At 56.3% G+C, this 12,322-nt stretch carries 10 protein-coding genes and 1 pseudogene; 7 read left to right on the forward strand and 4 right to left on the reverse strand.

Annotated elements, in window-relative coordinates; all coding sequences use genetic code 11:
- Positions 1-148 precede the first annotated feature (148 nt).
- On the reverse strand, positions 149-466 hold the full coding sequence (locus QE270_RS05310) for a 2Fe-2S iron-sulfur cluster-binding protein (RefSeq protein ID WP_300036261.1): 318 nt from the start codon (positions 464-466) through the stop codon (positions 149-151).
- A gap of 154 nt (positions 467-620) precedes the next feature.
- Here QE270_RS05310 and trxB point away from each other — a divergent pair, with 154 nt between their 5' ends.
- Positions 621-1,574: a thioredoxin-disulfide reductase gene (trxB, locus tag QE270_RS05315; protein WP_300036264.1), complete on the forward strand. Its 954-nt coding sequence runs from the start codon at positions 621-623 to the stop codon at positions 1,572-1,574.
- Between the two features lie 6 nt (positions 1,575-1,580).
- Here the strand turns inward: trxB and QE270_RS05320 are convergent, their stop codons facing one another.
- Positions 1,581-3,653: a malate synthase G gene (locus QE270_RS05320; protein ID WP_300036267.1), complete on the reverse strand. Its 2,073-nt coding sequence runs from the start codon at positions 3,651-3,653 to the stop codon at positions 1,581-1,583.
- A gap of 187 nt (positions 3,654-3,840) precedes the next feature.
- Between QE270_RS05320 and QE270_RS05325 the strand changes: the two are divergent.
- The 3 genes and pseudogenes from QE270_RS05325 to QE270_RS05335 all read left to right on the forward strand — a co-directional run.
- Positions 3,841-4,086: pseudogene (locus tag QE270_RS05325) on the forward strand (TMEM165/GDT1 family protein); the annotation flags it as partial.
- A 45-nt stretch (positions 4,087-4,131) separates the two neighbouring features.
- A complete protein-coding gene (locus tag QE270_RS05330; protein ID WP_300036270.1) occupies positions 4,132-5,349 on the forward strand; it encodes an argininosuccinate synthase in 1,218 nt (405 codons plus the stop codon).
- Positions 5,350-5,485: 136 nt separating this feature from the next.
- Positions 5,486-7,228 (forward strand): D-aminoacylase, encoded by a 1,743-nt coding sequence (locus QE270_RS05335; protein WP_300036273.1) that lies wholly within the window; start codon positions 5,486-5,488, stop codon positions 7,226-7,228.
- 93 nt (positions 7,229-7,321) lie between these two features.
- Here QE270_RS05335 and dnaN read toward each other — a convergent pair whose 3' ends face one another.
- Positions 7,322-8,437, reverse strand: coding sequence for a DNA polymerase III subunit beta (dnaN, locus tag QE270_RS05340; protein WP_300036276.1), 1,116 nt, complete (start codon positions 8,435-8,437; stop codon positions 7,322-7,324).
- Positions 8,438-8,579: 142 nt separating this feature from the next.
- Between dnaN and QE270_RS05345 the strand changes: the two genes are divergently transcribed.
- Entirely contained in the window at positions 8,580-9,227 is a 648-nt protein-coding gene (locus QE270_RS05345; protein ID WP_300036279.1) for a histidine phosphatase family protein, read from the forward strand.
- 284 nt (positions 9,228-9,511) lie between these two features.
- Positions 9,512-10,753 (forward strand): 23S rRNA (adenine(2503)-C(2))-methyltransferase RlmN, encoded by a 1,242-nt coding sequence (rlmN, locus tag QE270_RS05350; protein ID WP_300036282.1) that lies wholly within the window; start codon positions 9,512-9,514, stop codon positions 10,751-10,753.
- A 32-nt stretch (positions 10,754-10,785) separates the two neighbouring features.
- On the opposite strand, the gene QE270_RS05355 is transcribed toward rlmN, so the two are convergent.
- A complete protein-coding gene (locus QE270_RS05355) occupies positions 10,786-11,559 on the reverse strand; it encodes a thioesterase family protein (protein ID WP_300036285.1) in 774 nt (257 codons plus the stop codon).
- Between the two features lie 73 nt (positions 11,560-11,632).
- Between QE270_RS05355 and QE270_RS05360 the strand changes: the two genes are divergently transcribed.
- Positions 11,633-12,322, forward strand: a 690-nt coding sequence (locus QE270_RS05360; RefSeq protein ID WP_300036288.1) for an AraC family transcriptional regulator ligand-binding domain-containing protein, incomplete at its 3' end; no start/stop codon positions are given.

Raw genomic sequence — 12,322 nt, forward strand, 5'->3', positions numbered from 1 at the left:
GGAGCAGCGCGCGGATGGAAGTTGGCTGTGCATCCCCGACGGGCATGGCTACCCCGTGCTTGAGGAATCGCTTGGTAGCGCCAAGCGGGGTTAACCCGCCCTCCTGCCTGCGGGAGGGCGTTAGGTCAGCTTTAATACGCCGCCGAAATCAATCCTCAGCCGCGATTGTCACGATCAACCCATCAAGCGCATCGCTAACGGGGATTTGGCACGACAGGCGCGAGGTTTCGTTACGGTGGTCAGTGCTATCGAGCAGATCGTTTTCGTCCTCGCCCATTTTAGTCAGGCGGTCAGCAAAGGCAGGGTCGACGTGCACATGGCAGGTGGCGCATGAGCAGCAGCCGCCGCAAAGCGCGAGCAATTCATCAAAACCATTGTCGCGGATGACTTCCATCAGCGAAAGGCCGTTTTCAGCTTCAACTTCGCGGCCTTCGCCGTTACGTGAAATTATCGTGACTTTGGCCATGAGATGCTCCCTTAATCCTAAACAATGTCGGACTGATAGGTTGCACCTGCCGACATGTGAAGCCCTAATTTGATGGGGATAAGTTAGGCCGCACACTTGGCCAGCGTGACACGAATGCGTATGTCCCGAGCCAACAGAATCAGAAAGACCTTCTATGACCGAAAATCGCCACGCACCTGTTGTCATCATTGGCTCTGGACCTGCCGGCTATACTGCTGCCGTTTACGCCGCGCGCGCCAATTTGACGCCGATGATGATTACGGGCGTCGAAATAGGCGGGCAACTAATGACCACGACCGAAGTCGACAATTGGCCTGGCGATGATGCAGGTGTCATGGGGCCTGAATTGATGGAGCGGATGCGCAAGCATGCCGAGCGTTTCGGAACGCGCATTGAAAATGACTATATCGAAAAGGTCGACTTTTCGAAGCGGCCATTCGTGCTGACTGGCGGGGCAGGCGACTACACCGCTGATTCCGTGATTATTGCCACAGGCGCGAGCGCACAATATCTTGGCCTGCCTAGCGAAACGGCGTTCATGGGCAAAGGTGTCTCGGCCTGCGCAACCTGCGACGGCTTCTTTTATCGGAACAAGCCAGTTGCAGTCATCGGCGGTGGCAACACAGCTGTGGAGGAGGCGCTATATCTGGCCAATATTGCAAGTCATGTGACCTTGGTGCATCGCCGCGACAAGTTAAAAGCGGAGAAAATCCTGCAAGACCGGCTGTTCGCGCGGGAGGCAGAGGGCAAAGTTACCATTAAGTGGAACCACAGGCTTGACGAAGTCTTGGGTGATGCGATGGGCGTCACCGGCATGCGTATCGCGGCGACCGATGGCGACGGCACCGAAGATATCGAACTCCACGGCGTTTTTATCGCCATCGGGCATAAGCCGAACACAAGCATTTTTGAAGGCCATCTCGATATGGCGGGCGGCTATATCAAAGTGCGGGGTGGCTTCGAAGGACAAGCAACTGAAACAAGCGTCCCCGGCGTTTTTGCCAGCGGCGATGTGATGGACCACATCTACCGCCAGGCATGCACAAGCGCAGGCACTGGCTGCATGGCGGCGCTTGATGCGGAACGGTTTATCGACGCGGTGGCATAAGCCGCGTCAGCCTTCCGCTTTCTTCTCCTGACGGAATTTGTGCAGCAGCGGCTCCGTATAGCCATTCGGCTGCGTCAAGCCTTCGAAAATGAGGGCGCGTGCAGCCTTTAACGCAAGGCTATCTCCGACCAGTTTTTCATATAACGGGTCGCCGGCATTTTGCGTGTCAACTTTCGCGGCCATCTTCGTCAGTGCAGCGTCCACTTGCGCCTCGGTCGCAATGCCGTGCAGCAGCCAATTGGCAATATGCTGCGAGGAAATGCGCAAAGTGGCCCTGTCTTCCATAAGGCCGATGTCGTGAATATCGGGTACCTTGGAACAGCCAACACCTTGGTCAATCCAGCGTACGACATAGCCCAATATGCCTTGGGCGTTGTTTTCCAATTCTTGGGCCACGTCTTCGTCTGACCAATTGTAGCCAGCAGGTGCGACGGGAATGGTCAGCAATGGATCAAGGCTCGGCGTTGGCTCCTGTGCAAGTTCCGCCTGACGGGCAAAGACGTCAAATGCATGATAATGCATTGCGTGCAACGTCGCTGCCGTGGGCGAGGGAACCCATGCGGTATTCGCGCCGGCTTTGGGATGGGCGATTTTCTGCACCATCATATCCGCCATCATATCGGGCGCGGCCCACATGCCCTTGCCGATTTGCGCCTTGCCGCTGAGGCCGCAGGCCAAGCCGATTTGGACATTGCGCGCCTCATAAGCCTGAATCCAGGATGACGTTTTCATTTCCGCTTTGCGGATCATAGGGCCGGCTTGCATCGCGGTATGCATTTCGTCGCCAGTGCGATCAAGGAAGCCCGTGTTTATGAAGACAATTCGGTTGCGGACGGCGTGAATGCATGCGGCAAGGTTCGCGCTGGTGCGGCGTTCTTCGTCCATTACGCCGACCTTGATGGTGTTGCGGGCAAGGCCAAGCACATCTTCGACAGCGTCGAAAAGGTCGTTGGTGAAGGCGGCTTCTTCTGGGCCGTGCATCTTTGGCTTAACGATATAGATGCTGCCTGCGCGGCTGTTACGTCGGTTTCCAAGTCCTTTGAGGTCATGCAGAGCGCAGAGTGACGTGAATAGCGCGTCCAATATGCCTTCGGGTGCCTCGCTACCGTCGGACAGCAGGACGGCTGGATTGGTCATAAGATGCCCGACGTTGCGGACGAACATCAGGCTGCGGCCAGCCAGCGTCAGGCCATCATATTCACGATCCGGCTCAAGCGCCCGGGTGACGGTCTTCCCGCCCTTGTCAAAACTGGCGACAAGATCGCCACGCATGAGGCCAAGCCAGTTGGTGTAGGCTGCAACCTTGTCATCGGCGTCGACTGCTGCGACCGAGTCTTCCAAATCGACGATCGTCGTGAGCGCGGATTCAAGGATGACATCGGCGATGTGCAATTCATCTGTCGCGCCAACAGAATGCTTCGAATTGACCAGGATTTCAATATGCAGTCCGTGATGTTTGAACAGATAACGCGCGGCGTCACCGGCTTGCGCCTTTGCGACGAAAAATGGGCTTCCGCCGCCAGCCAAAGCCGCCTGCCAACTGGGAATGGCTTCGTCGAGGAAGCTGCGTGCATACGCCACAACCGCCGCGCCGCGATCCGTGTCATAGCCGCCGGGCCGTGCAACTGGCGCGGGCAGGACGTTGGTGCCATACAACGCGTCATACAAGCTGCCCCAGCGCGCATTTGCGGCGTTCAGGACGAAGCGGTCATTCAGGCTTGGCACAACAAGTTGTGGCCCAGCCATATTCGCGATTTCGGGGTCTACATTCTGCGTGCCGATGCTGAATGGCGCTGGCTCGGGGACCAAATAGCCAATGTCGCGCAAGAAGGCTTGATAGGCCGCCATGTCGGTAATTGGGCCGGGATGGGCGCGATGCCATGCGTCTAGCTGCGCCTGAATAACGTCACGCTTGGCCAGCAGCATCCGGTTGTGCGGCACAAAGCGGGCGAGGATGTCGGTTAGGCCCTGCCACAGAGTATCCGCAGCGATGCCGGTGCCAGCAAGGGCACGGCTTTCGGTAAACTCAACAAGCTGCGCGGCAATCCGAAGCCCGGCGCGCGTTACATATTTGGTCATATCTTGGCTCCAGCGAAAAACTGCGCCCCAGGGAGATTTTTAGTGTTACGCCTCCCCTAACGGCTGTTGCCCATCGACAAAAGGAAAAAACCGCGCCGCCATTTTATTTGCTGGCGCGTCATTAAAAATCCATCAAAATCCTGCAAATGGGTCGCGGCAAGAATTTGTTTGCAATTAACCGGACACCTTTTTCTTCGTCGAAATGGGTGACAAAACGCAGGTCGCCACTATCGCTTTGGGCGCGCAATATCATGCGGTCTGGGCAGTCGCTGCCGGAACAACATTGGGGATGATGATCGCAAACGTCCCCGCTGTTTTTCTGGGCGAGCAACTCGTGGCAAAAATTTCGCTGCGCACCGTGCATAAAATTGCCGCTGGGCTGTTCTTTGTTCTGGGTCTTTGGCAGTTCTGGGAGTTGTCGAACCCCGCCTAAACTGTTAGGCGCGCCGCAGATATTTAGCTTCGGAAAAAATGTGACATGACAGACAGCATTAAAAAAGTCGTTCTGGCCTATTCGGGCGGGCTCGATACCAGCGTCATCCTGAAATGGCTGCAGGTCGAGTATGGTTGTGAAGTTGTCACCTTCACCGCTGATTTGGGTCAGGGCGAAGAGCTTGAACCTGCGCGCGCCAAAGCGGTGTTGATGGGCGTGCCTGACCACCATATCTACATTGATGATTTGCGCGAAGAATTTGTCCGCGACTTTGTGTTCCCAATGATGCGCGCCAATGCGCGTTATGAAGGCGATTATCTATTGGGTACGTCGATTGCGCGCCCGCTGATTTCGAAGCGACTGATTGAGATTGCGGCGGAAACAGGGGCTGACGCGATTGCACATGGCGCGACCGGCAAGGGCAATGACCAAGTTCGCTTCGAGTTGTCGGCTTACGCGCTCAACCCCGATATCAAAGTCATCGCCCCTTGGCGTGAATGGGACCTCACGAGCCGCACGCGCTTGATTGAATGGGCCGAGCAGCATCAGATCCCCGTGCCAAAGGACAAGCGCGGGGAAAGCCCGTTTTCGACGGACGCGAACCTTTTGCACACATCGTCCGAAGGCAAGGTGCTTGAAGACCCATGGGATGAAACGCCCGATTATGTCTATTCGCGCACCGTCAATCCAGAGGATGCGCCCGATACGCCTGAATATATCACCATCGATTTTGAAAAGGGTGACGGCGTTGCCCTGAACGGCGAAGCCATGTCGCCAGCAACATTGCTGGCAGCCCTTAATGACCTTGGACGCACGCATGGTATCGGCCGTCTTGATCTGGTCGAGAACCGTTTCGTTGGTATGAAATCGCGCGGCATGTACGAAACGCCGGGTGGCGAAATCTATGCCCGCGCCCATCGCGGTATTGAAAGCATCACGCTGGATCGGGGTGCGGCACATCTGAAAGACGAGCTGATGCCGAAATATGCCGAGCTGATTTACAATGGCTTCTGGTTCTCGCCGGAGCGCGAGATGTTGCAGGCAGCCATCGACCATAGTCAGGAACATGTGTCAGGAACTGTGCGACTGAAGCTCTACAAGGGCCTCGCCAGCGTGGTTGGCCGTAAGTCGCCGAATAGCCTGTACAGCGAAAAGGTCGTGACCTTTGAAGACGATGCCGGCGCATATGACCAGAAGGATGCAGCAGGCTTTATTAAGCTGAACGCTCTTCGCTTGCGGTTGTTGGCGCAACGTGGAAAATAACCGCGGCTGGCCGCGACTGATTTTCAACGCATAGCATCTTGACCGGCCTCGATCAGGGCGTTTTTTAGGCAGGCGCTTAGGTTTGATTGCCTAATTAAACCTGATACGCTTACCGCGAGGACAGAGGAGAGTCGGCATGCATGATCTTGTTATTCGTGGTGGAACCGTGGTTGATGGCACAGGCGCGGCGCGCTTCGTTGCCGATGTTGCAGTGGACGGCGGTATAATCACGGCGGTTGGACATATCAGCGCGCAAGGCCGCGAAGAGATTGATGCAACGGGCAAGATCGTTGCGCCCGGCTTTGTCGACATCCACACACATTATGACGGCCAAGCGACTTGGGATAGCGAGATGGGTCCGTCGAGCTGGCATGGCGTCACCACGGTCGTTATGGGCAATTGCGGCGTTGGCTTTGCGCCGGCGAAAAAGGACAAGCATGACTGGCTTATCGGCCTGATGGAGGGTGTTGAGGATATTCCGGGCACTGCGCTGGCCGAGGGGATGAAATGGGATTGGGAGACCTTCCCTGAATATCTGGATGCGCTTGAGCGCCGCCCGCGCACCATCGATATTGGCACGCAAGTTCCGCACGGCGCGTTGCGTGCCTTTGTCATGGGACAGCGCGGGGCGGATAATGAGGAGCCAACCGAAGCAGACATCGCCGAAATGGCGCGGCTGGTGGAGGAAGGCTTGCGCGCAGGGGCTTTGGGCTTTTCCACCTCACGCACGGTGCTGCATAAATCGATTGATGGCGAACTTGTCCCCGGGACCACGGCGACCGAACCCGAACTGGTTGGTATTGGCCGCGCCATGGGTAAGGTTGGGCACGGGGTGTTTGAGCTGACCACCGATTTCTTGGAAGAATGGGACGAGTTCGGCTGGATGGGTCGGTTAAGCCGCGAGACAGGGCTGCCCATCGCCTTCACCATGTTGCAATCGCCCATCAAGCAAATGCCGTGGACCGAGCAAATGGCAGGGATGTGCAACGCCAATGACAATGGTGCCAATCTGGTCGCGGCGATTGGCCTGCGCGGTATCGGCGTCATCATGAACTGGCGCGGCACGGTGCACCCATTCATGCGCAAGCCAAGCTGGCAGAAAATCGCAGCACTGTCGTGGGATGAACAGAAGGCAAAACTGTCCGACCCGGCGTTCAAGGCTACGATGCTAGCGGAGGACAATTTGCCGCCGCCGTCGGTTGATATGGCCCCATTCTTCATGCTGGTGACCGCCGCTTGGGCCATGCAATTCCCGCTGGGCGATGGCTTTAGCTATGAACCCACTCGCGAAGAAAGCATCTTTGGCTTTTCACAGGCTGCAGGCAAAGAAAGCGCCGAATATGCCTATGACCAGTTGATGGCCGACGACGGGAACGGCATGATTTACCTGCCGATATTGAATTATATGGATGGCAATTTGGACTTCACCAAAGAGCTGCTCCAGCGTGACGATATCGTCGCATCGCTGTCCGACGGCGGCGCACATTGCGGGACAATTTGCGACGCGGCGTCACCGACATTCCTGCTCAGCTATTGGGCGCGCGACCGTAAGGCCGGAACAATACCGCTCGAACTGGCCGTCAAACGGCAATGCCACGACACCGCGCGGCTTTATGGATTAAATGATCGCGGTGTGCTGAAGCCGGGCTATCTCGCCGATATCAACGTCATCGATTTTGACGCGTTGAAATTGTTGAAGCCATGGCTGGCGTTCGACCTACCCGCCGGTGGCAAGCGTTTACTGCAAAAGGCTGACGGCTATGTCGCGACGATAAAATCGGGCGTGGTGACCTTCCGTGAAGGCAAGATGACAGGCGCGTTGCCGGGCATCGTAGTGCGCGGCCCGCAGAATGTGCTGATGGCCGAGGCGGCAGAGTAGGGGAGCGACGCGCAGATTTTCTCAATCTGCGTCGTATTAATAGTAAGGCCTTGAAAAGATTTCAGGGCCTTACCTTTATCGGATTAGTTTAGATCAAACCCGCATCGGCATTAGGACATACAGCGCCGCTGACTTGTCATTCTCACGGATCAAGGTTGGCGCGCTGGCGTCGGCCAAATGCAGTTCGACGATGTCGCCTTCGATTTCGCCCAGTATGTCCATCAGATAACGGGCGTTAAAGCCGATTTCGAAGCTATCGCTGCTATATTGGCCGGACACTTCTTCCGCCGCAGTGCCGTTTTCGGGGCTGGTGACGGACAAAGTGATCTTGTCCTTGTCGAGCGCCATTTTAACTGCGCGGGTTTTTTCGGTGGCGATGGTCGCAACGCGGTCAACACCTTGGCTGAATGCCTTGGGATCGATGCGCAGCAGCTTGTCATTCGCAGTTGGAATGACACGGCTGTAGTCGGGGAAGGTGCCATCAATCAGCTTTGATGTAAGGATAACGCTATCAAAGGTGAAGCGAATTTTGCTTGCCGACAAGTCGACCTGGATCACATTGCCGCCGCTTTCATCAAGCAGTTTGCGGACTTCGGCTACGCATTTGCGCGGCACAATGACGTCGGGCATATTTTCCGCACCGGCAGGGCGCGGCAAGGTGACGCGGGCAAGGCGATGGCCATCGGTGGCCGCTGCCTTCAACACCGGTTCTGCGTCGTCCGTGACGTGCAGGAAAATACCGTTAAGATAATAACGCGTTTCCTCAGTCGAAATCGCAAAGCGCGTTTTGTCGATAATCTGGATCAGTGAGCTTGCGGGGATTTCGAACGATGTAGGCAGTTCGCCTTCGGCAATCGTCGGGAAATCGTCGCGCGGCAGTGTTGCAAGCGAGAAGCGGGCACGGCCAGCGTTGACAGCCATGCGGCCATCGGTAGCATGCAGTTGCACTTGCGAGCCATCGGGCAATTTGCGGGCGATTTCAAACAAGGTGTGCGCGGACACGGTTGTCGCGCCTTGCGTTTCGACATCGGCTGCAAAGGTTTCTACAACCTGCAAATCAAGGTCTGTTGCGGTCACCTTGATCTTGCCGCCTTCGCTGGCTTCGATCAGAACGTTGGACAATATGGGTATGGTATTGCGCCGCTCCACAACAGATTGGACGTGGCTCAGGCATTTCAGCAGGGTCGCGCGTTCGATCGTGGCTCTCATTCAAATTCCCCTTGTCGGGCCGGTTGGTCCGCGAACCAACCGAAAAACCCTATTACTATGCTGAATCTTACATAACCGCTTTGAACATTAGGGCAAGTCGATAGCTTTTGCCTCCAACAATATCCTGTGGAATAAGGGCAATATGGGTATTTCAACAAACAATAGACGGCTTTTCATCGCGCGGCATGGGGAGACAGTGTTTAACAAAGTTGCACGGATGCAGGGGCAGGCAGAATTGCACACGCCGCTGACGTGGGAGGGCTGCGTGCAAGCACGTGACATGGGCCGCGCACTGTCGGATTATCTTGGGGCTGATGCCAGACCACAGCTTTGGTCATCAACTGCTGGACGGGCGCTGCAAACGCTCGCGCTGATTGCAGAAGAGATTGATGCAGATTGGCACCAGACCCATCGCGATGACCGCTTGCTGGAAATTGACGTTGGTCGCTGGTCAAGCCGGACTTATGCCGACATTTCTGCCGAAATCGGTCCAATCGTCGACATGGAGCATAAGTTGTTTGCCGTTCGTCCGGATGGCGGCGAATATTATGAAGATGTGGCGCAGCGTCTTTCGCAGTGGCTTGGCGGTTTGTCCTTTGACCAAGATATGCTGATCATATGCCACGGAATGACAGCGCGGGTTCTCCGTGGGCTTTTGCTTGATCTGGAACCCATGGAGCATTTTGGAGCGCCGATCGCAGCCAGCCTTGCCCAAGGCAGCATGGTAATGATCCGCGATGGTTTAGAAGCGTTGGTTATCGACGGTGGCGGGCAGGGGGAGCGGGCGTGATAGCTGTCGCGTGTGTTTTATGTCTTTTCATAATATCCGCGCCTTTATTCGCCAAAGATCGCCTCAGCGTGATGCGCATAATCGCGTGCTGTCGTCGACAGCGATCGAGGATGTTAGCCTGAGAAATTATTTCGCGGATGTGTGTAACGGCATCGGTGCATCAATGGTGGGGGCAGTTGTGATGGTTTTGGACCAAGCACCCGGCACCAAAGTTTCGGTCATACATAATGCTTGGGCCGCAACGCTGGCTTTTCAAGGTCAACGCAATTATAGGCCCCATCATCATGCAGATACCTGGCCATATCGACCCTGTAGTCACGCCGCGCGTCATAACGCCGCGCAGTGACGGACGCATTGACCTCATGGGGTTGAGCCATCTGCAAATTCGTCAGTTGTTTGAAGAATCGCAGCTCGATGAAAAAGCGGCCAAGCTGCGCTCCAAGCAGGTGTTCCATTGGATTTACCATCGCGGCGTCACCGATTTTGAGGTGATGACAGACATTTCCAAGACCATGCGGCCTTGGCTTGCCGATCGCTTTGTCATTGGCCGGCCCGAAATTGTCGAGGCGCAGGTGTCTTCAGACGGCACGCGCAAATGGCTTTTGCGGACCGACGATGCGCAGGATTATGAAATGGTGTTCATCCCCGATGCTGATCGCGGGACCCTATGTATTTCTAGCCAAGTGGGTTGCACGCTGAACTGTCGTTTCTGCCACACGGGCACAATGCGGCTGGTACGCAACCTGACGCCCGGGGAAATCGTAGGGCAGGTCATGCTTGCCCGCGACGCACTCGGCGAATGGCCGAAAGGCAACATGGCCTCTGCGGCGCCGGACGAAGACGAAGATGATGACGTCGGACATTACACCGCTGATGGCCGCATGCTGACCAATATCGTGCTTATGGGCATGGGTGAGCCGCTGTACAATTTTGATAATGTCCGCGATGCGATTAAGATTGTCATGCATGGCGATGGCCTTGGCCTGTCGCGTCGTCGTATCACTTTGTCGACGTCTGGCGTCGTGCCGATGATGGTGCGGGCGGGCGAAGAGATAAACGTCAACCTCGCTGTCTCGCTGCACGGCGTGAACAAAGAGGTGCGCGACGAACTCGTGCCCCTTAATCGCAAATATGGCATTGATGAGTTGTTGCGGGCCTGCGCCGAATATCCCGGCATCAGCAACGCGCGGCGGATCACATTTGAATATGTGATGTTGAAGGACAAGAACGACAGCGACGCCGACGCGCGCGAACTGGTGAGCCTTATCCGCCAGTATAAGCTGCCTGCCAAGGTCAACCTGATCCCATTCAACCCATGGCCTGGCGCAACCTATGAATGTTCTGACCCCGAACGCATCAAGCGTTTTTCAAGCATCATTTTTGAAGCCGGTATCAGCGCACCCATCCGCACACCCCGCGGGCGTGACATCATGGCCGCATGCGGGCAGCTAAAGTCCTCCAGCGAGAAGAAAAGCCGCGCTGAGCTGGATCGCCTCGCGGAAGAAAAGCAGGCTGCGTTAGGTTAAGGCATGCGCTTTGCTCGGACAACGCCCGCTGGTTAAGCGAAAATCGCGACCGATTGCATGCCCGTCAGGACCGCTTCGCCTCGGCTGTTCCAGGCGGTCATATATTGACTGCTCGCGCCATTGGCGGCGTGGTGCGTCTCGCTCGACAAATACCACCATCCGTTTTCGGTGTTCGGAGCATCTGTCAACATATTGATCTGCCAGTTCATGGAGCTCACCATTCCCTTTTCGGTCATCAAACCCATCGCCGAGGGCGGGAGGGCGTCGCCAATACAGATCAGCTCGGCAATATGGTCCAGCCCATCATGCTCGGTCAGCCGGTGCCAGCTTGCGAGACGATTTGTTGCCAGCCCCAACTCGAGCCGTTTGTCTGGATATTGCATATGGCCAGTGAAAAACTCAGGCGTACCGCTGCGAACCGTTTCAGCCGATGGAATTGGCGGCAATTCCGGAGCTGCGATATTCGTATAACTCAGTTGGCTCTCGCGGCGGTTCATGAAGATGAAATTGCATGTCAGGCCAACGCTGTCCGCGCCTTTCACCTCCACTTGGATGAACGCAGTGTTCTTACCGCGCCGCAGGATATCTGCGCGAACCTCAATATCGCCCGCGAGGGGCCCGACAAAGGTGATCTGTGCCGATTGTAGAGGGGGAAGGTCATCTGCCGCCAGCTTGGCCGCCTGATACGCCAGAACGCTGCTTAGGCCGCCATAAGAGGTGCGGCCCTGATGCCAGCTTAATGGAATGGAAATTTTGTGGGTCTTGGCGCCAGGTGTAAATTGGGCGAGGAGCGATGCGAGGTTCATGCCGCTGACTTAGCGACGGAAAATCAAAGCCGCAAGTCACGCACGAAATGTCGCTTGCGTTGGAATGCGTTGCGTGTTGAACCATGTAGGCGCGCTAAAAGGGGGGCTGCCGATTTACAGCTGGATCGAAAATTTGCTGCAGAACGGGAATGCTATCGCGCCAGAGACCATGGCGGGGGGCCTTGCAGCCCGGATTTTGCGCGCTGCAGTCGAGGAAGGCGGGAACCGGCGGGAGATTATCACCGCGGTTGGGCTTGACGAGGCACGGCTGCGCAATCCGCTGAGCCGGATTTCGGGACAAGTCGCCCTTCGTTTGTTCAAATTTCTGCAGACGCATTTTAATGATCCGGCGATCCATTTGCGCTTGGGTCAGAAAGCTGGTGCGCAGAGTTTCTCCGACTTTGGTTATGGCGCGCGGTTGGAGGCGGACTTGGGCGCCGTTATCAGGGCACGTGTCCAGGTTCAGGCGCTTCGGCAAAATATGGTGCGGACTGCCTTTTACTCCGATGGTAAACCGCCCTATTTCACATGGGAGTGCGCGCCGGACCTGTGTCAGGATTATGCCAGCATTGTCGAATTTCTGGTCGTAAGCTTCGCGCATTTGTCACGGCAGGTTCTGGATGAGGCGCCGTTGCTGCCGTCCATGCATTTTCGGCATCAGCCGCAATTTGACACCGCCATATACGAGGCGACCTTTGGTTGCCCGGTTCGGTTTGGCATGCCGCAAACGCGGATGGAAATGCTGGGGCGGCAGGTGTTTCGC

This window comes from Sphingorhabdus sp. (assembly GCF_029865925.1).
Lineage (GTDB): Bacteria > Pseudomonadota > Alphaproteobacteria > Sphingomonadales > Sphingomonadaceae > Sphingorhabdus_B.

Coding starts and splice junctions, on each gene's coding strand:
- QE270_RS05355 (WP_300036285.1), bottom strand. CDS start 11,559: ATGAACCTCGCATCGCTCCTCGCCCAATTTACACCTGGCGCCAAGACC.
- QE270_RS05335 (WP_300036273.1), top strand. CDS start 5,486: ATGCATGATCTTGTTATTCGTGGTGGAACCGTGGTTGATGGCACAGGC.
- QE270_RS05310 (WP_300036261.1), bottom strand. CDS start 466: ATGGCCAAAGTCACGATAATTTCACGTAACGGCGAAGGCCGCGAAGTT.
- QE270_RS05330 (WP_300036270.1), top strand. CDS start 4,132: ATGACAGACAGCATTAAAAAAGTCGTTCTGGCCTATTCGGGCGGGCTC.
- QE270_RS05320 (WP_300036267.1), bottom strand. CDS start 3,653: ATGACCAAATATGTAACGCGCGCCGGGCTTCGGATTGCCGCGCAGCTT.
- QE270_RS05345 (WP_300036279.1), top strand. CDS start 8,580: ATGGGTATTTCAACAAACAATAGACGGCTTTTCATCGCGCGGCATGGG.
- trxB (WP_300036264.1), top strand. CDS start 621: ATGACCGAAAATCGCCACGCACCTGTTGTCATCATTGGCTCTGGACCT.
- dnaN (WP_300036276.1), bottom strand. CDS start 8,437: ATGAGAGCCACGATCGAACGCGCGACCCTGCTGAAATGCCTGAGCCAC.
- rlmN (WP_300036282.1), top strand. CDS start 9,512: ATGCAGATACCTGGCCATATCGACCCTGTAGTCACGCCGCGCGTCATA.